A 25,397-nucleotide genomic window follows, 5' to 3' on the forward strand; every position below is an offset into this window, starting at 1 on the left:
ATACATTGACGGCTTCTATAATCCTGTGCGCAGACATTCTGCACTCGGGTATAAATCACCGATCCAGTTCGAGATGATAAAACGTAAACTAGTGACAGAACCTCTCCATTAAATCAGGGCAAGTCCACGCTGTTGAGCGGCGAGAATGGTCGTGTCGTTGACGCCGAGGCTGGCGTCGTCGGCGTCGAGCAGGTCGATCGCTAGGTCGTTCAGGGTCTGGCCGTACTGCTCCCGCCGTGCTTTCAGGTTCATGGCTTCAAGGCGCAGCTTTACCAGATTGCCGTAGTCTTCACTGTAGACGCGGTCGGCCAACCCTAGGAAAGACAACAGACCGGCATGGAACTCGGCGTCGGGCTGGAGATCGACTAAGCCGCTCCAGAATCGCTGCTGGCGATGGATATGGCGAAGCAGGCTTCTGAAGCTGAGTTCGGGCCAAGTCTGGCCGGACATCGGATTGCCCTTGGGGAAGTTTACCAAAGGAATGGCGAGCTTCTCCATTATCCAATGCTGGAAATCCCGTGCGAGCATGCCCTCATCATCGATGAAGACCTTGCCCTTGGCTCCGGGCTCATTCCAACGACGCTCAATGCGGAAGGCGTCGTCACCGATCTGTAACCAGGCCCCGGCCGCGTCGTATTTTTCCGCTAGTCCCTCTGAATCGGCGGCTTCATAGGGATTGGCACCGGTATCGCCGAGGAGGAAGTCGAGCGTCTGAAGCCATTTGGTCTTGCCCGTATTGGGCGGCCCCACAAAGACGTTAACGCCGGTCCGGAACTCTAGAGTCTCGACATTCCCGGTCGCCAGACGTCGATCGATGGAAGTGATAGAGAGAAAGATACCGCTCATGGAGTGATGACCTGACCGAGTGTACGCTTGCCGACTTCCTTGTCGAACAGGCGATAGATGAGATCCTTGAGGAAGGTCCCGGATTTCGATCCGAACACCTTCTTCACCTCGCGCTGGCGAGAAATCAGATCTTGGAACGACGGCCGAGCGGAGAGCGCCTTCGCGCGTTCCTTACCAAGGGGCGACAGGGCGATCTGGTAAGACCGCTTGTGCTTGATGACAGTAATCAGCTGCTTAGCTTCCAGTACGCCGAGCACCTGATAGTACCGCTTGTCCCAAGGTCCATAGTGGTGGCGCACCATGGAAGACTCCACGGCGTCGTCTTCACGATCAGAGGCCGCCGCAGTGTTGTCGATCGCGGCGCGCGCTGCCCCGAAGAAGTCGGGATACCGGGTGAAGAAGTCGAGCTTGGCCATCTTCGTTAGGCCATCGATCCGTCCGGAGGTGCCACAGATGTGCATCAGCAGCAGCAATCTCGCGGCGTGAAACTCTAAGATGTCGTCGGCCGCAAGTGGAAGGCTCGCTGGCCGGCCTCCAAGGCGGGCGAGCGACTTCATGAGGCCATCCTGTCGAAACGCAACAAACACCGATCCGCGATGTCATAGAGGCAGCCCTTGAGGAAGGCGGCCTGATCTTTCGCGCCGCTGGGACGGGTGTCGTTGAGTGCGTTCATCTCCGTCAGGCAGCGAGCGTGGAACTGGGGGCCTCCCAGATCTAGCAGTCCGGCCGCTAGGTCCGCGCTGAGCGATTGCGCCGTGGACTTCACCTGCTCTTGCAACGCCTCCATGAAGTCGGGCTCCATATAGGTGGCGGTTCGAACCTTAGCGGCGTAGCCGAGGCGAAGATCGACGGCCATGGCGATGAGCGATTCCGGAAGATCGGCTGACTTCATCTTCTCGGCGAGCATCCCGCCAGACGGGGCATTGGTGCCCTGCGCAAACTTCGCCATACGTTGCTGCCACCAGCCAACGGCTTCCGCACGCGTAACGATCTTCTTGGCCTTGTCGGGCATCCACTTGGCGTCGCCTGCCGCCTTCACCCAGACTCGCATCTCGGTGAGGAGCACATCGATCTGCTCCAGCAAAAGCGGCTGCCCCGCTTTCTCCGCGAGCGTGAAGAGCCGAACAGTATTTGCCTTCTGGACGGTCTTCAGATCATGACGAACGTCCCAGACACAATTCTCCAGCCAGTAGCCAGAGCCATTGTTTTTGGGGGATCTCAGCCCCGGGAACTTGACGTTCAGAGCCGTCTCCAATGCCATCATGGCCTCGCAGCCGGGCTTTCGTCCGTCTGACTCAAAGGCATAGGTGAGCGGGGTCAGATCGGAAACGACAGGGCGAAGGGTCACTAAGCGGAAGGCAGCGATCTCGTCGTGCTCATCGCGCCCGAGAGAGGTCTCGAAGATCGAGGTGCCGATAGCATCCTTCTTCTTGCGCTGGCATATATCGGCGACGGACCAGAGTTTATCGGGCTCACCGGCTTTGACCTGCACGAACTCGGCGATGGTCTGGGCCGAGTCCGCGCCCTGGATACGAACGAGTATAAGATCGTCGTGGGTCTCAAAATGAATTTTGGCCAGATCCGCGTACTCGATCATGTCGAGTAAAAACCCGACCGCGATCTCGTCCTGGTAGGAAAACCCCTGTCTTGCGATCGGCCCACCTTGCTCCTTGGGCGCAGCGTTGTCGATCGACGGCCAAGTTTTCTGTTGCGGTACCGCCACCTCGGTTTCAGCCAAGACGCGCCCGCCGGATACGGAAACTCTGCACAGCGCCCCCCTTAGCTCTGCATATGTTATGCTTTGGATTGTAAACGTTGTTCAGGACATCTTACAAGGGTACATGGTACAGACTGCCTGAAAAGGTCGTCAAGAGAGTAGATTTGAAGATTTTGAGGGGCCTAACTCAATGCGTCATAATTCCGATATTGCCCGTTCGCCCATCGTAAAAATGACTCGTGAGCATGGATTGTTATAAGATGGTCACATCTCCCATTCTGGATTAGCATAAATCGTGTCATAGTTTGACGCCTCAATGCACTGGATGCCGATTTGTTCGAGAAAAAAATGTCGGCCTTGCTGCGTCAGATCATCGACATTGTTGGTATACGCATACCAAGCCGGTTTCCGGCGCCCCTCGAATTTCGCAAAGTAACGCGCCCGCTCGATAAGCAGCCAACGAAGAAATACCTCGTTTTCACGAAGACCAAGACCGAAGATTAAAAGCGGCTTGTTGAATATGAGATGCACCCACGTACGCCGTCCCGCCCAACGAATGCGATCCTTGGCTTCGAACAGGCGCTCCTCGCCGCGGTGAAGCCAATCGCGTGTGCGTTGCACTGAACCCATATAGTGGGTTAGCCCGAGCCGGATGCTGCGAGCATAATGTGCCATTCCGTTAATGTGCCAGATGCCGAATCCGTCGCAGGGATTGTCGTGTAGTTCCAATGCGTAACGGCTGTCCCATGGATACCAGTCGGTAAAGCCCTTTACATTGGGCCGCATCAGACGAGCATCTGCTGCCTCGCTGAGGACGTCGTCGAAGTTCGTTGTTAGGACCGGAACGGAATGGCGGATAGCCCAGTCCACTATGCCTCGGTGATGACGAAGCGGTCGCCAATCGCGCATAAGATTGCAGAAATCTCTAGCGATCTTGCCGCTGTGACTGCGCGCGTGGAGCTCGATGACATCGAATAATTCGGTCGCGGATGCTCCCGTCGGTATCTCGTCGATAGCGACGCCGTTTCGACGCGCGAGCTCAAGCAGAAGGGCTTCCCACGAGTTTGCGCGTTGCGGGCCATAGCGGTGAACCCCGTTGCCGATCACTAGCGCTACGTCTTCGCGATTATCCCTCAGTAGGTTTGAAAACGACATGGCGATCCCGATGCTAAGTACTGCTCGAAGCTATCAATGTCCGTTACGCCCAACACTCGCTTCGCAGCTGATTGACCGCCATGGCCTCCGGACAAGAGAAGAGGCAGGTCGGCGCAGCCTACAATCGCAGTTCGTAAAGATCCTCCTCTAATTTCACAACGGCAATCATGGGTCGGAGGCGCATCAGGCAAATTCTGCCTGATGCGCTAGATTCTGAATGGCAGTTTGCCACTTGGCATTCGCCAAACCAGATCGTCTGGAATCGGCCCCTTTCCGGACAAAAAATCTGTCCAGAAGGCGCTGCTCTTGATTGGCTTCCTGACTTGATCGTTGCGCCACGACAGGGTAGAATGGTAGAAGATTGGTTGATTAGGTAGAAGCGGAGCGCCTCCACATGAGCCTCAACGTGAAAGATCCCGAAGCGCATCGCCTTGCCCAGGCGATTGCCCATGCGACCGGGCAGAGCATGAGCCGTGTCGTGACCGACGCGCTGCGGGAGCGGTATGCGCAAATCGAAAAACAGAGGGGTAGGGCCTCCGTCGAAGAGCTTCTGGCGATTGCTGATAGGGCCGCCGTTCACCTGAAACGGCCTTACGCCGATCACGCCGAGCTTCTCTATGACGAGGATGGCCTGCCGAAATGATTATCGACACATCCGCCATGGTGGCGATCCTCTACGGCGAACCGGAGGCGGCTGCCTTCACGCGACTGATCCACGATTCCGCAGCCAGCCGGATCAGCGTGGCGAACTATCTGGAACTGTCCATGGTGATCGAGAAGCAACTTGGGCCGGAAGGCATGAGGCAGGCCGATGCCTTCTTCCGCCGTGCCGCGATCGATATCGAACCTGTAACAGTTGAACAAGGTCATCTGGCGCGCCAGGCATTCCTCGATTTCGGGAAGGGCCGGCACAAAGCCGGGCTGAATTTCGGCGACTGCTTTGCCTACGCTCTCGCCAAGGATTTCGGTGAACCACTGCTGTTCAAGGGCAACGATTTCACCGAGACGGATATCCGTTCGGCTACGTGACTTCGTGGCTGATAGCGACCGGATCAACCTGGCAACGTTTCAGGTATTCCCCAATCCATTTGTGTAGGCGGTTAAGGGCAGGGGACTGTTCCGTGGTTCAGAGTTATGCCTGCCGAACCACGGGTTGTTATTTTATGCCAAGTGTTATCGCTTTTCTGTCATGGCTTTGGCCGGCTAGACTGTGTCCGTACCGAAATCGGACGTAGAAGCGCGTCGCCCTTTGTTGCCCCAGGTTCTCAGATCCACGACATCGTAGACCACCCTGCCGCCGAGCTTCCTGTAGACGGGACCTGTACCGTAGGTACGATGCTTTTCGAGCGCCCTGCTGGACAGCCCCAGCAACTCTGCTGCCTCGCGTGTTTTGAGCAATTGAACGAGCGTTGCGCCGGATTGTGACATGTCTTTCTCCTTGGTATCGCGCGGAAATTCGCGCGGGCGAGGAGGGGGCAGATCGCTGGTGAGGACGCAACGGGATTGCGGCATGCGGCGCGAATTTCCCACAGATGAGGTTGCTGCAATTCCACGGGCGGCTTGACTGCGCCTCTGCGCCTTGGATACGAGAGCCAGCCGATCGTGCAGCTTACGACCCCTTCCGGAATCATTTTGCGGAAATCGCCGCGTGGTGCAGCGTAGAAACGGCGACACTATCCGTAAAAGCCATTCGTGAGCGTAGTATCGCAGCGAATGTTCGGATGCTGCCGGATACTGTGGCGTAGGAATCGGCCGTCAGGCTCATAACCTGAAGGCCGCAGGTTCAAATCCTGCCCCCGCAACCAAATAAAACGAATAATTCTCAATCAATTCAAATAGTTGGCTGATTGTTTTTGTCTTCTAAAAAAATCCCAAAATCCATAAAATCTCATTTTATAAGTTATAACAGTGCCTTAGCTAAAATAGGTTCAAATCGAGGGTAACGAACCACGCAACCACATACAATCCTTAATGACCGTGATGTGCGGGCAGGGGCAATCCAAAAAGTGCAAACCTACGACATTCCCGCCAAATTTGCTCCTGATCCATATATTCTCCTAAGCGTCCGCCTACTTAGTGCTCTTTCATCAAGACAGCGCCGGTTACGGATGAATACGATAAATACGTATTGCATTTCGCGCTACAATTCATTATCTTCGGGATAAGGAGATCATCATGGCCACCACCGTCGAACGTAAGGAATATCCGATCTCGATGCGCCTGCCGGAGGCTGACGTCGCGATGATTGATCGCGCGGCCACATTGCGCGGCCGCTCACGCACTGATTTCGTGCGGGATGCTGCCGTGCGCGCCGCCGAGGAGGTCGTGATGGAGCAAGGGTTGATCCGCATGAGTCCCGAAGGGTTCGCCGATTTCATGGATGTGCTGTCCCGCCCCGCGGTGCCGGTTCCGGAAATCGTGGAGTTGTCCAGGCGGACCGCGCCTTGGGAACCCGAATACGTCGCAAAGCGGTGAGTTGTGTCAGTATCGGCTCCTGAACCGCTTACTGAAGCACACGACGTATCGCAGTTCTCTTGTGGCAAGCCCACGCTCGACCATTGGCTGAGGACGCGTGCGCTCTCAAATCAGCAAAAGGGCTTCACGGCGGTTCTCGTGGTTCACGAAGCCGGGCGTGTTATCGGCTATTATGGTCTGGCGCCAACGGCCGTGGTCCCTGCGATCCTGCCGCGCTCAGTTCGAACCGGGCAGCCACCCAATCCAGTTCCTTGCCTGCTTCTCGGTCAACTGGCTACTGATACGGGCTGGGCTGGGCACGGGATTGGCACTGGTCTCGTGAAGCATGCCCTTCAACGCTGCGTACAGGCGTCCACTCTGATCGGCGGTCGTGCTCTGATGGTCAACGCAGTCGATGAAGAGGCAATGCAGTTCTGGCAGCGCCGCGGTTTTGTCCCCAGCAAAGATGATCCCCTTGTGCTGTTTCGCTCGATCGCCGACATCACGGCCTCGCTCAGTGACCAAGGGCTTTCGAGTACGTAGGAAGGCACGCCATTGCACCGACACGTCCATGCCGACTACGCCCCACCCCGATCTTGGGAACAGTTCGAAGAATTGTGTGCCAACATATTCCAGTCGGCATGGCGGGATCCAGCTCTCGTCCGTCATGGACGGGCCGGCCAGCGCCAGAGCGGGGTCGATATCGTCGCTCGGAACGGAGCGCTCTATCCCATCGGCCTGCAGTGCAAAAAGCGCAAGCGCTGGCCCGTCAGCAAGATCACAACCGCCCAAATCGACGCGGAAGTCGCTGGAGCTTTAGCCTTCTCGCCTGCACTCAAGGCTTTCTACATTTTGACAACCGCACCAGATGGACTTGCCCTGATTTAGTGGAGAGGTTCTGTCACTAATTTACGTTTTATCATCTCGAACTGGATCGGTGATTTATACCCGAGTGCAGAATGTCTGCGCACAGGATTATAGAAGCCGTCAATGTATTCGCCAATGGCTTTGATTGCATCCTTACGTGTGTAGAACACAGTTCGCCATATCAGTTCTGACTTGATCGTTTTGAAGACGGTTTCCACCATCGAATTATCGTAACAATTTCCTTTGCCGCTCATGGATGGAAGCATGCTGTGCGCTTTGAAGAGTTTGCGATACTCATAACTGGCATATTGGCTTCCCCTGTCCGAATGCTGGATCAAACCCGGCTTTGGTTGCCGGATTGCAATGGCCTTCTTCGAAGCACAGATAGCCAAATCCTTCTTCATCCGATCCCGCGCTTCCCAGCCGATAATGCGACGAGAATAAAGATCGACAACGATTGCCAAATACAGCCAATCCTCCGCAGTCCATACATAACTGATGTCGACACCCCATTTCTGATCTGGTCTGTCACACGTAAAGTCCTGATCCAGAAGATTGGGAGCGACAGGCTCGCCATGATTCCTGTCGGTCGTGCGTTTGAAGCGCGTTTTCTGCCGGGCTTTCAAATCATTTTCTTGGCACTCAGTCGCGCCGTGCGGTGACGTCCTACTCGAATACCTTCTTCATTCAGTTCAACATGCATTCGAGGGCTGCCATAGGTTTCACGTGATAGCGCAAACTGATTGCGAATATGGGCCAGGATAATCATGTCGTCAAGCTGACGGCGACTGGGGCGCCGATGCTTCCATGCATAATAACCGCTGATGCTGACGCCTGCAAAAGTACACAGCCGCGACAGAGACATGTGGGCCTTCTCCGTGTCGATGAACGCAAACTTCATCGACTTGTCTCCCGAGCGAAGAAGGCCGTCGCTTTTTAATAAATATCGTTCCTGTCGTAGAAGCTTGTTTTCTTTACGAAGCCGGGCAAGTTCCTGGCTCATGTCCTCATGCGGACCAGAGAGCAAATCTTGCTCAGCAAAAATGCTACGCCAGCGGTCAAGCGTTGACTCGCCAATGCCTAGGTCGGCCGCGACCGATAAAATGCTGCGACCACTCGTCGTTAAAATCCGAACGGCTTCGCATTTAAATTCTTCTGTAAATGCTCGTTGCTTCAATTCTAAGTCTCCTGTCAGTTTTTTCTAACAGAAGCCCTCCACTTTTGAAGGGGAAGTCCATTGAGCAATTGGTTGATTCCGTTGTTCTTTCGCTGAAGAAAGATCCAGTTTAAGTTTGAAGTTGCTCAGACCTTTTCACAGTTTTTCCAGCGCTTGCTGAACGCGCAGACAATCACCTTATCAAAATGCTTGTAAGTTGACTTTGTATGAGATTAAACATGACTACGAGAGTCTTGTTTATTTGGAAAATGTGTCGTGATTGTTCTAGCCAGGCTGATGAGCATTTGGAGCGCATGCGCCCAATTACAGGCAACTTTGGCCAGTAAATGTCAATTTTCCCTGCTGGTATCAGAAAGGTTTTCTGATTGAGTTGGGATATTCAGGAGTTGTTTCGGCGCCACGCAAAGGGAATTGCGCACTCGTTGCGTCGAAAAGGCGTGGACTCGGAAACCGCGGCCGATCTTACACAAGACACATTCGTAAAGGTACTTGCGTCGCAGCCTTCTGACGGAGCGCCAAGGCATAATCCGAAGGCTTACCTGTATCGCATTGCGGCAAACTTGAGTGTCGATCAGGTGCGCCATGAGCGTGTACTGGTTCGCGTGCATCTGTCAGATGACGATTTCATGGCAATTGCTGATCCTACGCCTTCAGCGGAAACCATTGTCTATGATCGCCAGAAGCTCCGGCTTGTCGATGAGGCGCTTGCGGAGTTGCCGGGCAGGGTAAGAGAAGCCTTCGAACTCCACCGTATGGGTGGTTTGACGGTTACAGAAGTTGCCAAACGGCTTGAAATGTCAACGACACGAACGTGGGTTTTGATCAGGGATGCTTACGAGCATCTGGAAGATCGGCTCAACGGGTTTTAACCAGATCACAAAAACATCTTCTCGAACCAATTGGCTCCGTATAGGGATGTATTTGCATGGGTGATTGTAAATAGGCCCCATTTTGGATGATGAATGAACGAAGTATCGGAAGAGCGCAGATTGTTTCGTGAGGCAGCGGATTTGGTTATCCGTCTGCAAAACGATGCTGCCAATCCTGTTTCCGTTGATATCGTCCGCAGCTGGATCAGCCGTAGCCCAGCGCATGAAGATGCCTGGCGACGGGTAGCAACCCTACACGGCATGACTGGAAAGATACTAACGGATCGTCAGCGCGCGAAAACCGGCCCTAATCGGCGTAGTTTTATGGCGGGTGGCCTCGTAGCGCTGACTGTGGGCGGGATAGGATCATTAACTTTGCCGGGCCTGATCTTAAAAGCGCAGGCTGATCATCTGACTTCAGTTGGTGAAATAAAGACCGTTCCACTTTCAGATGGAAGCGTCGTAACACTCGGACCCGACAGTGCAATCGGGGTTGATTATACAGAAAAGTTGCGTGGCATCAGTCTTTTGGCCGGAATGGCTTATTTTGAGGTGGTGCCGGATAATGCGCGACCATTCATGGTGGAAAGCGCCTCTTTTAAGGCCAAAACACAAGCTGCGGCATTCGATTTTTCCAATGATGCGGATGTCATCTCAGTGTCCGTTGATCAGGGACTTATTGATATTACAGCCCCCGGCTTTCCTGCTGATGGAATAAAGCAGCTCGGCGCTGGCGAATGGCTTCAATTTGATCCGAACAATTCCACTCTGAACAGAGGAAATCTGGAGAATGCGCAGGTCGCTGCCTGGCGCAAAGGGATGATTGTCGCGGAGAAAGAAACAGTAGCCGCGCTCGTTGCTAAAATCGCGCGCTGGCAGTCCGGTAAAGTTATTATCGCAGATCGTTCTCTTGGATCGAAAATCGTCAGCGGCGTTTTTGACCTTAATGATCCAGTTCGGGCACTGGAAGCGGTCGTGCGTCCTTTCGGTGCGAAACTACGTCAAGTTGCCCCATTTTTGACGGTGATCTCCTCCGTTTAAAAAACTTGAGAAAAATTGGAAAATTTTCTGTCGCTATCCGTAATACACATTGAGGGCCGCGGAATACCCGCGATTTAACCCATGATATGTGAATAGCGGAGCGGTTTGGCGATGGGGCAAAAGTCTCGGATCAGAAATTTTAGCAATACGAGCCATAGACTGCTCGTTCTTGGACTTTTAGCGACAACGACACCAATCATTGTCGTTCCGACCAGCATAAATGCCTATGCTCAAACGACATATTCGGTTCAGGCTGGATCGTTAAGCCGTGCATTATCAAATTTTGGCAGCCAGTCCGGCACACAGATTTCCTATGAAGCGTCTATCGTTCAGGGAAAGAAATCGCCCGGCGTCCAGAAGGCCGCGACCAGAGAGCAGGCGATTGCGCAATTGCTGCGGGGAACTGGTCTTACCTATTCGTTCACAGATGCATCATCCGTTGTTATCTCGCAGCCGTCATCATCCAGCACCGGCGCGGTGCCAGAGGGCACGACTGTTCTCAATACGATTACGGTTGCGGGCGGCAATGGGTCGACGACCGAAGGCACAAATTCTTATACGACCGGCTCAATGTCGACGGCAACGAAACTGCCAATGTCGATACGCGAGACGCCGCAGTCAGTTTCCGTTGTCACGCGCAAAATGATTGATGACAAAGACTATCAGACACTCGATCAAGCCATGGCCGACACGCCCGGCGTCACCACAAAAATCGGTGCGTCCAGTGTGCGCCATGAATACTGGTCGCGCGGTCTGGAAATCGACAATATCCAATATGATGGCGTTTCAAACAACGTTCACTATTTTGCCCGTGACAGCGATGGCCAGGACGATCTGGATATGTATGACCGGGTTGAGGTCATTAAGGGTGCGGCTGGTCTGACGACTGGTGCTGGTAATCCTGCCGGTGCGATCAATCTCGTGCGCAAGCGTCCTCTCGATGAGGAGAAGCTGACAGTCACAACACGCGCCTCTTCATGGGGCAATGGACGTGCGGTGGTTGACTACTCCAAACCGCTCAATGAAGCAAAAACCGTCCGTGCCCGTATCGTCGGAGCATTCGGAGGTGGTGATAGCTACAAAGATTATTACTCCAACCGTGATGGCATGTTTTACGCCACTATTGATGCCGATCTGACAGAAGATACCACGTTAAATATCGGCTACAGTTATCAGAACCAAAAAATCGACGGGTTTGACTGGGGCGGCTTGCCAGCGCGTCCAGATGGTTCTTTTTATGATGAGTTCAGCCCGTCGACATTCCTTGGCAATGACTGGGACTATTTGTATCGTCGTCAGAATACCTTGTTTCTTGATCTGGAACATCGCTTTGATAACGGCTGGAAGCTAAGTTTCGACGGGCGCGGTGCGTGGTCAAGAGCTGACATGCGCGGTGGTTATACCTGGTGGTTCGGTGACGATCTCTGGTTCTATCCAGGTCGCTTCCCTTACGCGAATGATGTTTATTCGTTCGACGTCAATGCATCGGGTCCGATCGAAATCTTCGGCAGAGATCACGACTTTGTCTTTGGTGTTAATGGCTCAAGAACAAACCTCTGGGTTGGTGTCTCAAACTATGCGTCATCTATCATGGATCCGACCACCTGGGATCCGGGTGCAGAGCCTGCACCTGAAGATATCGCTTTGACGAGTGGGAGTGATGAAAAGACAGATCAGATTGGCGGATATGCTTCGGCACGATTTAGCCTTACGGACGATCTTAAGCTAATTGCCGGTGGCCGCATATCATGGTGGAAGTGGGACAAGGAACAGACCTCCTACACCGATGGCGCGACAAGCAGTTCTGATTACAGTGCGAATGCAAACTTCGTTCCTTATGTTGGTCTTGTTTATGATGTCACATCCGACCTGACTGCCTATGCAAGTTACACCGGCATTTTCAAGCCGCAGAACTATTATGGGCGCAACGGTGACCTGCTGAAGCCAATTGAGGGAACGAACCTCGAAGCTGGCGTCAAGGCGGACCTCTTCAACGGACAGCTTTCTGCTACTGCCGCAGTGTTCCGCACGATGCGCGACAATGTGGGGCAAAGGATTATCGGGATTTCCTATTGTAATCCGCTATCGAGCAGTTGCTATGAAGGTGTTGACGGTGTCGAGAGCAAGGGCATTGAGCTGGAGCTGCGCGGTGCAATTACTCAACACTGGAATATCATGGCCGGTTACACCTATGCGGTTTCCAAATATACGGAAGGAAGCATGGATGGTCAGCGCTTCAACACGACCCAGTCTCCTGAAAACGTATTCAAGCTTTACACGTCGTATTCTTTGCTTGAAGACAAGCTGACGCTTGGCGGTGGTGTGCGTGCGCAGAGTAAGATCTATTCCAAGACTGCAACGGTCGATCTGGAGCAGGGCGCATTCGCAGTCGCCGATGTGTTGGCTAAATACGATATTAGCGACAAAACGGCTATCCAGTTCAACGTCAACAATCTCTTTGACAAGCGTTATTATACGTCAATCGATCCGACGGTGGGGCTGAACAACTGGATGGGCGCACCGCGCGAGTTCAGGCTGAACCTCAAGCATACGTTCTGATTTGGTGCCTGATGCAGCTTGCTGCATCAGGCTCAACCTGACTTTGGCATGATGAAGCTCATACGACTGATATGTCTGATACTGATGGGATGCGGAGCTTATAGCTCCGCTTTCGCGGATGGTGTTTTTCCAGTTGTGGTCAAACATGCGCTCGGATCGACGGTGATCGAGAAATCTCCGAAACGCATTATCACTATCGGCTGGAGCGGAGAGGACTCTGTTCTGGCCCTTGGTGTTACTCCAATCGCGATGCCACGATATACGACGTTCCCGAGCGGTATTTTCCCGTGGAACGAGGGAAAGTTGTCAGCAACACCAACGCTCCTTAACTTCGGCATGGATTATGAAGCCATCGCCGCGCTCAAGCCGGATCTAATCCTCGGGGTATATTCCGGTCTCAATGCAATATCCTACCAACGGCTTTCGTCTATCGCACCCACAATAGCTTACCGTTCTGGCCCATGGCGGGCAGGTTGGCGTGAACAGACGACGATCATTGGTGAAGCGCTCGGTAAACAAGGTGAAGCGGAAAAGCTTGTTAAGGGTGCGGATGATTATCTTGTAGCACTCGGAAAGTCCCACCTGGAGCTTGCAGGCAAGACATTCACTTTTGGCACATTTTTCCCGGGCTCTGGCAATCTCGTCGTTTATCTTCCGTCCGATCCTCGTGTCGCGGCCCTCCGTCTCATGGGGTTAGAGCTTTCATCAGGGGTGGAAGCACTTGGCAAAGAATATCCGGACGAGTTTTCAACTGGCGTCAGTCTCGAAAATCTCGACAGCATCGACGCAGATATTCTTATCTTGTGGTTTGGAGAGACCGCGCGCGCTTCGCTGGAAACACAACCGTTATTTCAAACTCTCGGCTCTGTCCAGCGCGGTTCTTATGTAGCGCTGGAAGACCCGGTCGAAGTGTGGGCGACATCTGCGCTGAGTGTTTCATCCATACCCTATGGTTTTCAACGTTTTGCAACGCGGCTGGCTAGCGCTGCAAGAATAACAAAGGATTAGATCATTGAACGCGCGCGCTGCAATTCAAACCACAAAAGAAACCGAGACTGATCCCGTACCTTACGCCTATGATTGTTTCTGGGCTGATGTTGTCTCTTTGCAGGAGATCACGCCATCAATGACAAGGTTTGTTTTCAAGATACATGACGGGGATCGCTTTGTTCCAAGCCGATGTCCTGACGAATGGGTCAGGCTGAGTTTTAAGCCAAATGCCGAAACGCCTCTGTCACTGCAAGTTCGTGACGAGAACGGGAAATGGCGATGGCCTGAGGGAGCAGAGCCATGCCCGGATCGGCCTTATACGGTTCGCCGCTGGGATGGTTCTCGTCACGAGATGACAGTTGATATTGTGGCACATGCCAGCGGCTTGGCAACAGAATGGGCCAAGTCAGCCCGTCCGGGCGATCGTGTCGGCGTTTGTAATCCTGCGGGTCGCTTTCGCTTGCCGAAGCAAACAAACTGGGTGCTGATGATAACCGACATTACCGGTTTACCCGCTGTTGCACGCGTAGCAGAGGAATTACCGCAAGGGATTAAGGCATATTTTCATGTTGAGTTACTGTCGGATGCCGACAAGCAATCGCTCCAGACACAGGCTGACCTTGACCTTACATGGTACATTCTGGATACTGAAAAGACAGGGAAAGCACACACAAAATTGGCGACTATTGCTGCCGAAATTACGACATTACCAGCCGGAAACGGCTATATTTATATCGCCGGTGAAGCGCAGATGGTGTCACAGAGCCGCAAGCATTTTCGAGACGCACTTGGCTTTGATAAAAACCGCATCGAGGCGATTGGCTATTGGATAGAGGGTCAGTCGCGCGGATGAAGCGAAACAGCATAAGGTCGGTGCGGATGATACAATTTGGTTCTATTGTTTCCATTTTGGAAGAAGTAAGCTTCGTCACCCCCCGCTAATCAAGGCAACGATTTTTAGACATAGTGCACCTCAACTTCACATTCTGAAATGAGGCTATCGTGATCGACAATCGTACCGCTCCTTATGCAATCTTCCTTCTGCGTCTTGCACTTGGCATTCTCTTTCTGGCCCATGCCGGACTGAAAATTTTCGTTTTCACGCCTGCTGGCACGGCTGCTTTCTTCGGATCGCTCGGTCTTCCTGGCTGGTTTGCTTATGTCACCATTCTCTGGGAACTGATTGGCGCAGTCGCGCTGATCCTTGGCATTTTCCCACGTATTGCAGCAGTAGCCCTTATCCCTATCCTTCTCGGCGCTATCTATACCGTTCATGGTGCAGCAGGCTTCTTCTTCACCAACCCAAATGGCGGTTGGGAATTCATCGCACTCTGGATTGCTGGCCTTGCGGCTGTCGCACTGGGCGGCAATGGCGCATACGCACTTAAGCCAGGCAAATAAGTGACATCACCACGGGGCACCGCCCCGTGGTTCCAAACGGTTTTTAGGGATAGATACCATGCTGGTAGACGGAAAATGGACAGAAGACTGGCAGCCAGTTCAGGCCAAAGATGAAAAAGGCGGCTTTGTTCGTCAGATTTCTGGCTTTCGCAATTGGGTCACGCCCGATGGCAGCGCCGGTCCGACTGGCGAAGCAGGTTTTAAGGCCGAAGCGGGCCGTTACCATTTATATGTCGCCTACATCTGTCCATGGGCTTCGCGCACACTGATTGGCCGCAAGCTCAAAGGTCTGGAAGACGTCATCTCCCTTTCCGTTGTCGAGCCCGCGCTGACAGATCAGGGCTGGCGATTTGGCGACTATCCTGGCTCCGACCGCGACAGCCTGAACAATGCCACCTATATGCATGAGATCTACACCAAGGCTGATCCGCATTTTACCGGTCGCGCGACGGTTCCAGTGTTGTGGGACAAGCAGAAGAACACCATCGTCAACAATGAATCCGCCGATATTCTGCGTATGCTCAATTCCGGCTTTGGCGATCTGGCACGCAACACTATCGACCTTTATCCGGAAGCTCTGCGTGCTGATATCGATGCTCTGAATGAATATATCTATCCGCGTCTCAACAACGGTGTTTATCGGGCAGGCTTTGCCACCACGCAAATCGCCTATGACGAAGCCTTTCACGATGTCTTCACAACGCTCAATGAATTGGAAGTAAAGCTCACAGGTAAAGGCCCGTTTCTGTTTGGTGACCATCTCACTGAGACCGATATCAGGCTGTTTGTCACACTCGTGCGGTTTGATGCGGCCTATTTCAGCCTGTTCAAGTGTAACTTACGCCGTATCGCTGACTATCCGGCGCTGCAAGCATGGCTGATGCGCGTTCTGGAAATTCCCGGCATCCGTGAGACTGTCAATATCGACCATATCAAGCGTGGCTATTATTCCATCAAGGCGCTCAACCCAACAGGCATCGTGCCCGTCGGGCCAGATCTTCCAGGCCTCGCTCCTGTCAAAATTTAAAAGATAACGTCATGGATTCGCTGATTATCTTTCTGCATGGCGTTGGAAGCCGCGGTGCCGATCTGGCGCCGCTCGGAGAGTATTGGTCACAGGCATTGCCGGGTGCCTCTTTTGCTGCACCAGATGCGCCCTATCACTTTGATCAGGGTGGTGCAGGCCGACAATGGTTTAGCGTGAGCGGTGTAACGCCAGAAAACCGCGCGCAGCGGATTGTGGACGCCCGTCAGGCTTTTGACGAAACATTGCAGACGATCATGACGGCAAGGGGCTTTGTTGATAAGCCGCAACGTGTAGCACTTGTGGGCTTTTCCCAAGGATCGATTATGGCGCTCGATACACTGGTGACAGGCCGCTGGCCATTGGGTGCTGTTGTCGCATTTTCCGGGCGGCTCGCATCGCCTAAGCCTTTTACGCCGTCACTTTCAACAGCTACGCTGCTTATACATGGTGGTGCTGATCCCGTCATTCCGCCAAGTGAATCTCAACACGCCCATGAGCAACTCAGCGAAATCGGCGTTAACTCGACGTGCCATATTCTGCCGGGCATGGGGCACACAATCTCTGCCGAGGGCGCCACTCTTGCAGTCAGTTTTCTAAAGCAAATTCTGCATCTTGGATAATTTCCAAATTCAGCTATTTTCACGCTTACAAGCTCGAAAAATAGCTGAATTGGAAGTAATTATGGATCGGCTCGATTGTGAGCGCATGTTCGTCGCGGTGCTTGATACGGGCAGCTTTTCCGCAGCCGCCCAACGATTAGAAACAAGCAGCGGTCAGGCATCCAAACTTGTATCGAAGCTTGAGGCTGATCTTGGTGTTCAGTTAATCAGACGGACGACGCGCGCATTGTCACCGACAGAAGTAGGCTTTGCCTATTACGAGCGCATGAAAGGCTTACTACAGGATTTCGATACGCTCGACGCCTCAGTCCGCAACGCTTCCGGCGCTCCGACAGGGCGCATCCGGCTAACCGCTCCCATGTCCTTTGGCACATTGCGTCTGACGCCGGTTCTTCTCGATTTCGCGCAGTCTTTCCCTGATATTCAGATCGATGTCAGCTTTTCCGACCGGATCGCCAGCCTCGTCGATGAAAATTTTGACATTGGTGTGCGTATCGGCAAGCCACTCGATAGCAGCCTGATTGCGCGACGAATTTGCGATACGCGTTTGGTTTTGGTGGCGTCAGAGTCCTACATCGACAAGCACGGATCGCCACAGGAACCCCGTGATCTGATTTCGCATAATTGCATCATTGATACCAATTTTCGCGAACCATTTGTCTGGCGCTTTGCGCCGTCCCCCGAAGGCGAGCCCCGTGCAGTCAATATTGCTGGAAAGCTGCAATTTTCAAATGGCGAAGCTTGTCTTCAAGCAGCAATAGCCGGGCTTGGAATTGCCCATGTTCCAAGCTTTATTGCTGGCCCGTTCATTCGCGAGGGCCGCGTGCGGCAGCTTTTAAAGACATATGAAGATAAGCCGCTTGGGATTCATGCGGTTTACCCTCCGGCGAGGCATCTCGCGCTTAAAGTGCGTGCGCTTGTCGATTATCTCGCAGACCGCTTTTGCGGCCAACCGAATTGGGATCAGGGTTGGTAGTTTCGTTGAACAGCAAGGATGTATCTGTGACTAGCTTCTCTTTGGTTCAGAAATAGTTTGGGCTGCGTTCTGAATCAGTGGTCCAAAGCTTTCGCTAAATTTTTCAGGTGTCCATTCCTGTAAGCTCCCGGCCACGTGAATAGCTCCGACCGGCGCGCCCTTCCAGTCCATGATAGGCGCACCAATGACAACCTCATGGCTGAGCAACTGCCTGCACAGCAGAGAGTGTCCCCGTTCGCGTGTGGCACGAACATAGTCCATCACACCTTCCAAATCCCGCACGGTATGCGGTGTAAATGGTGTCATGTCCGAGCGGTTCACAATATCTGCAATTGTGTCATCTGGCAGTCGCGAGAGAATTGCTACTCCGCCCGCCGTGCAATAGGTAGGCACCGCATTACCAACAATGGTTGCACTAAAGACCTCATGCTTTGACGGCATGCGCAATGCGTAAATAACGCGAACATCGTCAAAGAGAGAGAGGTCAACGCGCTCGCTTACGCGGCGACGCAGCTCCAGCATGACTGGATTAGCACGCTGTAACATCGGGTTGAGGCGCAAAAGATCATGGGTCATGTCAAGTACACGCAGCCCCGGCAAATAACCGCGATCGTCAGGGTCACGAGCAAGCATGTTCAGCGCAAGAAGCGTATGAATAATGCGCTGTGCGGCACTTCTGTCGATGCCCGCCGCAGTTGCAACCTGACTAAGAGACAAAGGATGTCTCGCAGTTTGAAAAGCAGACATGACCGCGACTGTTCTCGCGACGGAGCGCAAAAATAGCGGGTCGTCCTGAAACGCTTCCGCTTCGTCCGGATCAAAAGTTGAAATGCCGCGCAAGTCCCGAAATGTGTTCATAAGAAAAAGCTTTAATCCAGATTCAATGATTGACAAGCGTCAAAGTTGGTCCCTATCATAAAAAATCAATATAGATGTATCGCTGACAGATACACGCAATAGCCCGAGGGGGCAAACCAGGAATATGGGAGTACGCTCGTGTCAAAACGCGTGGCTGTAGCTGGCTTTTTGCATGAAACAAACACTTTTGCGGTCAGTCCCGGGACGTTAGAAGCGTTTGTTCAGGGCGGCGGATATATCCCGCTATCGCGTGGCGACGCGATTTTCAAAAATGCACAGAATGTTAATCTTGGTATCGCCGGCGCGCTGAAATTTGCGCGGGAAGCGAATTGGGAAGTCGTGCCGATCTTATGGGCCGGCGCTATTCCGTCCGCACCTGTTACCAAGGAAGCCTATGAGACAATTGTTTCTGAAATCGTTGCAGGGTTGAAAGACTGTGGACCGCTTGATGGTATCTTTATTGATCTGCATGGCGCCATGGTTGCCGAGCACATCGATGATGGCGAAGGCGAACTGCTTGAGCGCGTCCGTGCGGTGCGCCCAGGTGAGCCGCTATCCGTAGCGCTCGACCTGCATGGCAATATCACAAGGCGCATGTTTGACCACGCGGATGTCATGGTTGGCTTCCGCACCTATCCGCATATTGATATGGCCGAAACTGGCTATCGTGCAGCCGAAGCACTGCAGGCGTTGATGGACAAGCCTCACGGCTGGCATAGGGCAATGCGACAAGGTGATTATCTCATTCCGATTGCTTGGCAATGCACGGACGAACAGCCCGCCAAAGGCCTTTACGGCATGACCATTGATCTGCCGGAAGGAGTTGAAACGGCTTCGTTGTTTATGGGTTTCCCGGCGGCTGATTTTGCCGAATGTGGCCCATCGGTGTTTACGTATGGCTGGGACAAACAAGCAGTTGAAGCCTATGCCGATCAGATACTGGAAGCATTGGCTGCGGCAGAACCTGCATTCGCAGGGACAGCATATTTGCCAAAAGAAGGCGTTGAGAAGGCGATAGAGCTTTCCCGCGATGCAAGCCGTCCAATCGTCATTGCTGATACGCAGGATAACCCCGGTGCCGGTGGCAGCTCCGACACGACTGGCATGCTACGTGCGCTTGTTGCCAGTGGTGCAAAGCGAGCCTCGATTGGCTGTATGCATGACGCGGAAGCAGCGAAGATTGCACATCTGGCAGGAGAAGGTGCGGAAGTCGAAATTGCACTCGGCGGCAAGTCCGGCATTGCAGGTGACGAGCCATATAAGGCTAAGTTTACCGTCGAAAAGCTGTCTGACGGTAAGGCGCACGCAACGGGCCCTTATTATGGCGGGACGTGGCTTGATATGGGGCCATCGGCCTGTCTGCGGCTCGGTGGAACACGGGTCGTTGTAACCACAAATCTCGCGCAGATGGCGGATCGTGCGCTTTATCGCATGGTCGGCATTGAGCCTGAACAGGAAGCTATTCTGGTCAATAAAAGTTCGGTGCATTTCAGGGCAGACTTCGCGCCGATTGCCGAAAAGCTTCTCGTTTGCACTGCTCCGGGAGCAATGCCGCTCAGTCCTGCAAAACTATCATGGAAGAATTTGCGTTCCGGCATTCGGCTGGAGCCACTCGGAGAACAGTTCAAATAAAACAATAATAACAACCTTCAGAGGAACCAAGTATATGACGTTTTTTAAACCACCACAGACTGGGACTATCCTCCGCAAGTTCAAATATGGCATTGCCGCTTCGCTGATTGCGTTGAGTGCTGGACATGCCGCAGCAGAAACAACGCTGACTGCTGTTATGCACTCGGATCTGCGGATGCTCGATCCGGTGATCACCACCGCGCACATTACCCGCGATCATGCCTATATGATTTATGACGTGCTGATTGCCGTTGATGAAAACTTCAAGCCTCAGCCGCAAATGGCAGAGTGGACCGTCTCTGATGACGGCAAGACCTATACTTTCACGCTACGCGATGGTCTCAAATTCCATGATGGTGCGCCGGTAACGGCTGCCGACGTTGTCGCGTCACTTGAACGCTGGGCCAAGCGTGATACCGGCGGCCAGTTGATTATGGACATCACAGATTCCCTTAAAGCAAACGACGATAAAACAATCGTCTGGACGCTCAAGGAGCCATTCGCACCGTTCCTCGATACGATTGCCAAGCAGTCTGCATTGCCGCCATTCATTATGCCAGCGCGTATCGCGGCAACGCCTGCTGACACAGCGATTACCGAACATATTGGTTCGGGGCCGTTCAAGTTCGTACCCGCCGAGTTCCAGCCCGGCGTCGGCGTGACCTACATAAAGAACGAAGATTACGTACCGCGCAGCGAACCAGCCAGCTGGATGGCGGGCGGTAAAGTTGTCAACGTCGATAAGGTGCGTTGGGTCACGATGACCGATGCTCAGACGGCCGCGAATGCGCTGACAAGTGGTGAAATTGATTATATCGAGCAGGTTCCGGTTGATCTTGTGCCGCTTTTTGAAGGCGATGATACAGTCGTTCTGGAACAGCGCGATCCGCTTGGTTATCAGACCATGGGCCGCCTCAATTTCAAGCATCCGCCTTTTGATAACCCGGATATTCGTCGCGCAGCGTTCCTTGCCATGTCGCAGGAGCCAGTGCTGGCAGCTCTGATGGCTGATCCAAACTACTACAAGGTTTGCGGTGCGATTTTTGGTTGCGGCACCCCGAACGCCACAGATGTCGGCTCTGAAAGCCTCGTAGCAAAAGGCAATATCGAAGAAGCAAAGGAGCTTCTCAAGAAGGCTGGCTATGATGGCAAGCCGGTTGTCCTGATGCAGCCAACCGACGTTTCCAGTCTGTCACCACAGCCCGTTGTTGCAGCCCAACAATTGCGTGCAGCCGGTTTCACCGTCGATATGCAGCCCATGGACTGGCAAACCCTTGTTGGCCGTCGCGCATCGAAAGATGAGCCTGCAAAGGGCGGCTGGAATATGTTCTTTACAAACTGGCAGATTCCGGAAATTGCGACACCATTGAACTCAGTCATGCTCAATGGCCGTGGTGAGCAAGCCTGGTTTGGCTGGCCGGAAGATGAAAAGATCGAGGCTCTCAAGAAGGAATATATCGCGGCCAAGACGCCTGAAGAGCAGAAAGCTGCGGTAGAGAAGATACAGGCGCAGACACTGGAAAATGTTCTCTACATTCCACTGGGTGAGTATAACCCGCCGCAGGGTCGCAGAACCAATGTCGTCGATATGCTTGGTTCGCCTGTTCCGGTCTTCTGGAATGTGAAAAAGACGGAAGAATAATCCGCCCGCAGCTACCGCATTTGTGCGGTAGCTCCCAGTTCAATGCGGAGCCGGTTATCCGGTTCCGCCTCTCGCGGGACGTGCATATGGCTGTCTATCTGTTAAAACGTATCTTTGCACTCGTGCCGGTGTTGTTGCTGGTATCGGTGTTTGTGTTCCTCCTCCTGAGACTGACGCCGGGTGATCCGGCAGCAATTCTGGCTGGCGATGCCGCCACCACTGAACAGCTTGAACGCATCCGCGAAGCGATGGGCCTTAATGAGCCAATCCTCACCCAGTATTTCACCTGGATGGGTAAGATTATGCAGGGTGATCTCGGCGTTTCGCTGATTTCAGGGGTGCCGGTTATTGATATGGTTTCGCAACGTATTGGCCCCACAATCTCTATCGCTGTGCTGACCATTATCATTGCAGTGCTCGTCGCTATTCCAATGGGTGTGGTTGCTGCATGGCGCCACCGGTCATGGGCCGACTATCTGGTGATGAGCTTTTCAGTTCTTGGCTTTTCCGTTCCGGTCTTTCTGGTCGGCTATGTGCTGCTGTTGATTTTCTCGGTCAATCTTGGCTGGCTTCCGGTACAGGGTTTCAAGCCGATTTCATCAGGCTTGGGTGGCTTTCTGGAGCGCGCAATTCTGCCAGCTCTTACACTTGCTTCGATCTACATCGCGCTGATTGCCCGTATGACCCGTGCGGCAATGCTTGATGTGCTTGGCGAAGATTATATTCGCACCGCGCGCGCCAAAGGCGTGAGTGATCGCCGTCTGCTGTTTGTCCATGCATTGAAAAATGCGGCCGTGCCGGTTGTGACAATCATTGGCACCGGCTTTGCTTTGCTGATTTCCGGCGTGGTCGTAACGGAGAGCATCTTCAATATTCCGGGCATCGGGCGCCTGACGGTCGATGCAGTTCTTGCGCGCGATTATCCGGTTATTCAGGCGATGATCCTGCTGACGAGTGCGCTTTATGTGTTCGTCAATCTGCTGATCGACCTTTCCTATACACTGTTCGACCCAAGGATTCGTTATTGATGCGCTCAGAAAAAACATCAGCGGGTATGCACTGGATGCTCCGCATGTTCTCGCTGCCGCACGTTGCACGCGTTGGTATCGGGCCGATGATTGCCGCCATTCTTCTTGGTGCAATCCTTCTTCTCACCCTCATCTCCCCGTGGATTGCTCCCCACGATCCGCTCGCCATGAACCCCATGATGCGGCTTAAGCCGCCATCGGATGAATATCTGCTTGGAACGGACAATTATGGTCGTGATCTGTTTTCGCGCATGATCCTCGGTGGGCGTATTTCGCTGCTGATCGGACTTCTGGCAGCCGCCGCATCTATTGGTGTTGGCGTGATCATCGGCCTTATTGCCGGTTTCTTCCGTACTGCAGATGCCATCATCATGCGTATGATGGATGCTTTGATGGCGATGCCATCGATCCTGATCGCGATTGCTCTGGTCGCTCTCAACGGCCCATCGATTGGTTCTGTCATCATTGCGATCACCATTCCGGAAATTCCCCGCGTCGTGCGTCTGGTCCGCTCTGTCATTCTGACCGCGCGTGAGGAACCGTATGTTGAAGCAGCCTTAGCACTTGGTTCTAGTACGCCGAAAATTCTTTTCCGGCATCTGCTACCCAACACCATGGCACCGCTGATTGTGCAGGGAACATACATCATCGCGTCGGCAATCCTGACCGAAGCAATCCTGTCGTTTCTCGGTGCTGGTATCAGCACGGAAATCCCGACCTGGGGCAACATCATGGCCGAAGGCCGTCAGTTCTTCCGCATCAAGCCATCGATTGTTCTCTGGCCGGGTCTGTTGCTAACACTCTGCGTTTTGTCGATCAATCTATTGGGTGACGCAGCGCGCGATACACTCGACCCACGTCTGAAAAAGCGGGAGGGCTGATATGGAACTGCGCAATCGTGATTTCACAAATGAGCCTGTTGTTTTAGACGTTGAGAACCTTATCGTTGCACTCCCGGGTGGCACGCCAGTTCTTCGCAGCGTCAGCTTTGACATTCGCAAGGGCGAAACCGTTTGTCTCGTGGGCGAATCCGGTTCAGGCAAGTCGGTAACGTCGCTCACCGCGATGGGACTCTTGCCAAAAGATGCACTTCTGGTCAAAGAAGGGGCGATCAGGCTCGACGGCACCGATTTGCTCAAGCTGTCGGCAGCGGACATGAAAAAGATGCGTGCAACACGTATCTCCATGATCTTTCAGGAACCGATGACGGCGCTTAATCCTGTTATGCGGGTGGGTGAGCAGATCACTGAAGTTCTGGATGTCCATACCAGCCTTTCGTCAGAGGCCAAGCGTGCCAAAGTCATCAACATCATGGAGCAGGTACATCTGCCCGATGTAGAGCGGATTTATCAGAGCTATCCGCACCAGCTTTCAGGCGGACAGCGTCAACGCATCATGATTGCTATGGCGCTCATTCTGGAGCCGGTGGTTCTGATTGCCGATGAGCCAACCACTGCTCTCGATGTCACCACACAAAAACAAATCCTGTCGCTTATTGCGGAATTGCAGGAAAAGCATGGAACAGCGGTGCTGTTCATCACACATGATATGGGCGTAGTTGCCGAAATTGCTGATCGCGTCTGTGTCATGCGCAGCGGTGAGATCGTGGAACGCGGGACCATCCGTGACGTTCTGACATCGCCACAGCAGCAATATACCAAAGACCTGCTTGGCTCGGTGCCAAGCCTCATTCCGCGACTGGCGCGTGAACCACAGGGACATGCATCGGTCATCCGCGTTCGTGACCTTGGTATGACCTATAAAACCGGCGGGCTGTTCAGCACCAAGCCCGGCGTTAAAGCCTCGTATGAAGTGAATTTCGAGCTTCAGCCCGGAAGAACACTTGGAATTGTCGGCGAATCTGGTTCCGGAAAAACCACTGTTGCGCGCTCGATCATGCGTCTGATCGAACCGACTGAGGGTGAAATCGTCGTAGATGGGCGGGACATTGCGCATCTTGGAAAACGTGAAATGAAGCCGTTCCGTAAGAAGCTTCAGGTTGTGTTTCAGGACCCGTTCCGCTCATTGAACCCGCGTTGGACAATTGAGCAGAGCCTGACGGAAGGCCCGGTCAATTATGGTGTTCCCTATGACGAAGCTGTCGCTGAAGCAAAGCGTCTTCTGAAGATCGTTTCGCTGCCCGAAGATTCACTCAAGCGTTATCCGCACCAATTTTCCGGTGGCCAGCGGCAGCGTATTGCTATTGCGCGTGCGGTGGCGCTTCGACCAGATATTCTGGTGGCCGACGAGGCTGTGTCGGCGCTTGATGTTTCGGTACAGGCGCAGGTTCTCGAACTTCTCGCCGAATTGCAGCGCGATACTGGCATCGCCATCATTTTTATCACCCACGATCTGCGTGTGGCCGCGCAGATTTGCGACGAAGTACTGGTGATGAAACGCGGACAGGTTGTCGAGCAGGGCAATGCTTCCGACGTGCTTGGCAAGCCTTCGCATGAATATACGCGCTCTTTGATAGAGGCGGCGCCTGGTCGCTTCTGGGATTTTGCGGCGGGACGTCCGGCCGCTTGAATTATCTTT

The 25,397-nt window shown here is 53.4% G+C and carries 26 protein-coding genes and 1 tRNA gene; 20 read left to right on the forward strand and 7 right to left on the reverse strand.

Translation table 11 applies throughout. The annotated features are described in order from the left end of the window. Positions 1-108 precede the first annotated feature (108 nt). The 4 genes from ACOZHT_RS22880 to ACOZHT_RS22895 all read right to left on the reverse strand — a co-directional run bounded on the left by ACOZHT_RS22880 (position 109) and on the right by ACOZHT_RS22895 (position 3,718). Positions 109-846 (reverse strand): hypothetical protein, encoded by a 738-nt coding sequence (locus ACOZHT_RS22880; protein WP_421566744.1) that lies wholly within the window; start codon positions 844-846, stop codon positions 109-111. Further along, the gene (locus ACOZHT_RS22885; protein ID WP_421566745.1) at positions 843-1,403 is read right to left on the reverse strand and encodes a hypothetical protein; all 561 of its coding nucleotides are present in this window, start codon (positions 1,401-1,403) and stop codon (positions 843-845) included. The genes ACOZHT_RS22880 and ACOZHT_RS22885 overlap by 4 nt, the downstream gene beginning before the upstream one ends. Next, entirely contained in the window at positions 1,400-2,584 is a 1,185-nt protein-coding gene (locus ACOZHT_RS22890; RefSeq protein ID WP_421566746.1) for a dsDNA nuclease domain-containing protein, read from the reverse strand. The genes ACOZHT_RS22885 and ACOZHT_RS22890 overlap by 4 nt, the downstream gene beginning before the upstream one ends. A 243-nt stretch (positions 2,585-2,827) precedes the next feature. Next, complete coding sequence (locus ACOZHT_RS22895) at positions 2,828-3,718, reverse strand: hypothetical protein (protein WP_421566747.1); 891 nt, start codon at positions 3,716-3,718, stop codon at positions 2,828-2,830. Between the two features lie 394 nt (positions 3,719-4,112). Here ACOZHT_RS22895 and ACOZHT_RS22900 point away from each other — a divergent pair, with 394 nt between their 5' ends. Both ACOZHT_RS22900 and ACOZHT_RS22905 read left to right on the forward strand, forming a co-directional pair. Then, positions 4,113-4,361, forward strand: a complete 249-nt coding sequence (locus ACOZHT_RS22900; protein ID WP_112340033.1) for a type II toxin-antitoxin system VapB family antitoxin — start codon at positions 4,113-4,115, stop codon at positions 4,359-4,361. Then, complete coding sequence (locus tag ACOZHT_RS22905; RefSeq protein WP_215778336.1) at positions 4,358-4,747, forward strand: type II toxin-antitoxin system VapC family toxin; 390 nt, start codon at positions 4,358-4,360, stop codon at positions 4,745-4,747. The genes ACOZHT_RS22900 and ACOZHT_RS22905 overlap by 4 nt, the downstream gene beginning before the upstream one ends. Positions 4,748-4,921: 174 nt before the next feature. Here ACOZHT_RS22905 and ACOZHT_RS22910 read toward each other — a convergent pair whose 3' ends face one another. Further along, positions 4,922-5,146, reverse strand: a complete 225-nt coding sequence (locus tag ACOZHT_RS22910; protein ID WP_421566748.1) for a helix-turn-helix transcriptional regulator — start codon at positions 5,144-5,146, stop codon at positions 4,922-4,924. Between the two features lie 307 nt (positions 5,147-5,453). Between ACOZHT_RS22910 and ACOZHT_RS22915 the strand changes: the two genes are divergently transcribed. From ACOZHT_RS22915 to ACOZHT_RS22930, 4 genes are all read left to right on the forward strand, one after another. Beyond that, positions 5,454-5,523 (forward strand) — tRNA-Leu (locus tag ACOZHT_RS22915). A gap of 370 nt (positions 5,524-5,893) precedes the next feature. Then, positions 5,894-6,193 carry a DUF1778 domain-containing protein gene (locus ACOZHT_RS22920; RefSeq protein WP_310014393.1) on the forward strand — a complete coding sequence of 100 codons (300 nt, stop codon included), beginning with the start codon at positions 5,894-5,896 and terminating at the stop codon, positions 6,191-6,193. 3 nt (positions 6,194-6,196) lie between these two features. Continuing rightward, positions 6,197-6,715 (forward strand): GNAT family N-acetyltransferase, encoded by a 519-nt coding sequence (locus ACOZHT_RS22925; protein WP_421566749.1) that lies wholly within the window; start codon positions 6,197-6,199, stop codon positions 6,713-6,715. A 12-nt stretch (positions 6,716-6,727) separates the two neighbouring features. Then, complete coding sequence (locus ACOZHT_RS22930) at positions 6,728-7,060, forward strand: restriction endonuclease (RefSeq protein WP_421566750.1); 333 nt, start codon at positions 6,728-6,730, stop codon at positions 7,058-7,060. On the opposite strand, the gene ACOZHT_RS22935 is transcribed toward ACOZHT_RS22930, so the two are convergent. After that, positions 7,057-8,234, reverse strand: a protein-coding gene (locus ACOZHT_RS22935) for an IS3 family transposase (RefSeq protein WP_421566797.1) whose coding sequence is annotated in 2 segments (ribosomal slippage) — positions 7,057-7,680 and positions 7,683-8,234 — 1,176 coding nt in all. Because the reading frame shifts where the segments join, the coding sequence is not laid out codon by codon here. The genes ACOZHT_RS22930 and ACOZHT_RS22935 overlap by 4 nt on opposite strands. 368 nt (positions 8,235-8,602) lie before the next feature. On the opposite strand from ACOZHT_RS22935, the gene ACOZHT_RS22940 reads away from it, so the two are divergent. The 9 genes from ACOZHT_RS22940 (at position 8,603) to ACOZHT_RS22980 (ending at position 17,699) form a co-directional block, all read left to right on the forward strand. Further along, on the forward strand, positions 8,603-9,085 hold the full coding sequence (locus tag ACOZHT_RS22940) for an RNA polymerase sigma factor (protein ID WP_421566798.1): 483 nt from the start codon (positions 8,603-8,605) through the stop codon (positions 9,083-9,085). A gap of 93 nt (positions 9,086-9,178) precedes the next feature. Next, the gene (locus ACOZHT_RS22945) at positions 9,179-10,126 is read left to right on the forward strand and encodes a FecR family protein (protein WP_421566751.1); all 948 of its coding nucleotides are present in this window, start codon (positions 9,179-9,181) and stop codon (positions 10,124-10,126) included. Positions 10,127-10,237: 111 nt separating this feature from the next. Further along, a complete protein-coding gene (locus ACOZHT_RS22950; protein ID WP_421566752.1) occupies positions 10,238-12,685 on the forward strand; it encodes a TonB-dependent siderophore receptor in 2,448 nt (815 codons plus the stop codon). Between the two features lie 48 nt (positions 12,686-12,733). After that, on the forward strand, positions 12,734-13,693 hold the full coding sequence (locus ACOZHT_RS22955) for an iron-siderophore ABC transporter substrate-binding protein (protein WP_421566753.1): 960 nt from the start codon (positions 12,734-12,736) through the stop codon (positions 13,691-13,693). A 4-nt stretch (positions 13,694-13,697) separates the two neighbouring features. Then, positions 13,698-14,528, forward strand: a complete 831-nt coding sequence (locus tag ACOZHT_RS22960; protein ID WP_421566754.1) for a siderophore-interacting protein — start codon at positions 13,698-13,700, stop codon at positions 14,526-14,528. Positions 14,529-14,677: 149 nt separating this feature from the next. After that, positions 14,678-15,076, forward strand: a complete 399-nt coding sequence (locus ACOZHT_RS22965; protein WP_421566755.1) for a DoxX family protein — start codon at positions 14,678-14,680, stop codon at positions 15,074-15,076. 58 nt (positions 15,077-15,134) lie between these two features. Beyond that, positions 15,135-16,103: a glutathione S-transferase family protein gene (locus ACOZHT_RS22970; RefSeq protein ID WP_421566756.1), complete on the forward strand. Its 969-nt coding sequence runs from the start codon at positions 15,135-15,137 to the stop codon at positions 16,101-16,103. Positions 16,104-16,114: 11 nt separating this feature from the next. After that, positions 16,115-16,723 (forward strand): alpha/beta hydrolase, encoded by a 609-nt coding sequence (locus ACOZHT_RS22975; RefSeq protein ID WP_421566757.1) that lies wholly within the window; start codon positions 16,115-16,117, stop codon positions 16,721-16,723. Between the two features lie 61 nt (positions 16,724-16,784). Further along, on the forward strand, positions 16,785-17,699 hold the full coding sequence (locus ACOZHT_RS22980) for a LysR family transcriptional regulator (RefSeq protein ID WP_421566758.1): 915 nt from the start codon (positions 16,785-16,787) through the stop codon (positions 17,697-17,699). A gap of 30 nt (positions 17,700-17,729) precedes the next feature. Here ACOZHT_RS22980 and ACOZHT_RS22985 read toward each other — a convergent pair whose 3' ends face one another. After that, complete coding sequence (locus ACOZHT_RS22985; protein ID WP_421566759.1) at positions 17,730-18,557, reverse strand: IclR family transcriptional regulator; 828 nt, start codon at positions 18,555-18,557, stop codon at positions 17,730-17,732. A gap of 138 nt (positions 18,558-18,695) precedes the next feature. On the opposite strand from ACOZHT_RS22985, the gene ACOZHT_RS22990 reads away from it, so the two are divergent. From ACOZHT_RS22990 to ACOZHT_RS23010, 5 genes are all read left to right on the forward strand, one after another. After that, a complete protein-coding gene (locus ACOZHT_RS22990; protein ID WP_421566760.1) occupies positions 18,696-20,189 on the forward strand; it encodes a M81 family metallopeptidase in 1,494 nt (497 codons plus the stop codon). Between the two features lie 34 nt (positions 20,190-20,223). Beyond that, the gene (locus ACOZHT_RS22995; RefSeq protein ID WP_421566761.1) at positions 20,224-21,831 is read left to right on the forward strand and encodes an ABC transporter substrate-binding protein; all 1,608 of its coding nucleotides are present in this window, start codon (positions 20,224-20,226) and stop codon (positions 21,829-21,831) included. 86 nt (positions 21,832-21,917) lie between these two features. Continuing rightward, on the forward strand, positions 21,918-22,859 hold the full coding sequence (locus tag ACOZHT_RS23000; protein WP_339513878.1) for an ABC transporter permease: 942 nt from the start codon (positions 21,918-21,920) through the stop codon (positions 22,857-22,859). Positions 22,860-22,894: 35 nt separating this feature from the next. Beyond that, on the forward strand, positions 22,895-23,740 hold the full coding sequence (locus ACOZHT_RS23005) for an ABC transporter permease (RefSeq protein ID WP_339513988.1): 846 nt from the start codon (positions 22,895-22,897) through the stop codon (positions 23,738-23,740). A gap of 1 nt (position 23,741) precedes the next feature. Then, positions 23,742-25,388, forward strand: a complete 1,647-nt coding sequence (locus ACOZHT_RS23010) for an ABC transporter ATP-binding protein (RefSeq protein WP_421566762.1) — start codon at positions 23,742-23,744, stop codon at positions 25,386-25,388. Positions 25,389-25,397: the final 9 nt, after the last annotated feature.

The sequence above is a fragment of the Ochrobactrum sp. EDr1-4 genome, from assembly GCF_049199085.1.
Taxonomy (GTDB): domain Bacteria; phylum Pseudomonadota; class Alphaproteobacteria; order Rhizobiales; family Rhizobiaceae; genus Brucella.

What these genes read in the sequence shown, in the direction of transcription:
- ACOZHT_RS22970 (WP_421566756.1), top strand. Translation starts at nt 15,135, where the DNA reads ATGCTGGTAGACGGAAAATGGACAGAAGACTGGCAGCCAGTTCAGGCC.
- ACOZHT_RS22995 (WP_421566761.1), top strand. Translation starts at nt 20,224, where the DNA reads ATGACGTTTTTTAAACCACCACAGACTGGGACTATCCTCCGCAAGTTC.
- ACOZHT_RS22905 (WP_215778336.1), top strand. Translation starts at nt 4,358, where the DNA reads ATGATTATCGACACATCCGCCATGGTGGCGATCCTCTACGGCGAACCG.
- ACOZHT_RS23005 (WP_339513988.1), top strand. Translation starts at nt 22,895, where the DNA reads ATGCTCCGCATGTTCTCGCTGCCGCACGTTGCACGCGTTGGTATCGGG.
- ACOZHT_RS22950 (WP_421566752.1), top strand. Translation starts at nt 10,238, where the DNA reads ATGGGGCAAAAGTCTCGGATCAGAAATTTTAGCAATACGAGCCATAGA.
- ACOZHT_RS22975 (WP_421566757.1), top strand. Translation starts at nt 16,115, where the DNA reads ATGGATTCGCTGATTATCTTTCTGCATGGCGTTGGAAGCCGCGGTGCC.
- ACOZHT_RS22900 (WP_112340033.1), top strand. Translation starts at nt 4,113, where the DNA reads ATGAGCCTCAACGTGAAAGATCCCGAAGCGCATCGCCTTGCCCAGGCG.
- ACOZHT_RS23010 (WP_421566762.1), top strand. Translation starts at nt 23,742, where the DNA reads ATGGAACTGCGCAATCGTGATTTCACAAATGAGCCTGTTGTTTTAGAC.
- ACOZHT_RS22895 (WP_421566747.1), bottom strand. Translation starts at nt 3,718, where the DNA reads ATGTCGTTTTCAAACCTACTGAGGGATAATCGCGAAGACGTAGCGCTA.
- ACOZHT_RS22985 (WP_421566759.1), bottom strand. Translation starts at nt 18,557, where the DNA reads ATGAACACATTTCGGGACTTGCGCGGCATTTCAACTTTTGATCCGGAC.
- ACOZHT_RS22910 (WP_421566748.1), bottom strand. Translation starts at nt 5,146, where the DNA reads ATGTCACAATCCGGCGCAACGCTCGTTCAATTGCTCAAAACACGCGAG.
- ACOZHT_RS22955 (WP_421566753.1), top strand. Translation starts at nt 12,734, where the DNA reads ATGATGAAGCTCATACGACTGATATGTCTGATACTGATGGGATGCGGA.
- ACOZHT_RS22945 (WP_421566751.1), top strand. Translation starts at nt 9,179, where the DNA reads ATGAACGAAGTATCGGAAGAGCGCAGATTGTTTCGTGAGGCAGCGGAT.
- ACOZHT_RS22885 (WP_421566745.1), bottom strand. Translation starts at nt 1,403, where the DNA reads ATGAAGTCGCTCGCCCGCCTTGGAGGCCGGCCAGCGAGCCTTCCACTT.
- ACOZHT_RS22920 (WP_310014393.1), top strand. Translation starts at nt 5,894, where the DNA reads ATGGCCACCACCGTCGAACGTAAGGAATATCCGATCTCGATGCGCCTG.
- ACOZHT_RS22980 (WP_421566758.1), top strand. Translation starts at nt 16,785, where the DNA reads ATGGATCGGCTCGATTGTGAGCGCATGTTCGTCGCGGTGCTTGATACG.
- ACOZHT_RS22880 (WP_421566744.1), bottom strand. Translation starts at nt 846, where the DNA reads ATGAGCGGTATCTTTCTCTCTATCACTTCCATCGATCGACGTCTGGCG.
- ACOZHT_RS23000 (WP_339513878.1), top strand. Translation starts at nt 21,918, where the DNA reads ATGGCTGTCTATCTGTTAAAACGTATCTTTGCACTCGTGCCGGTGTTG.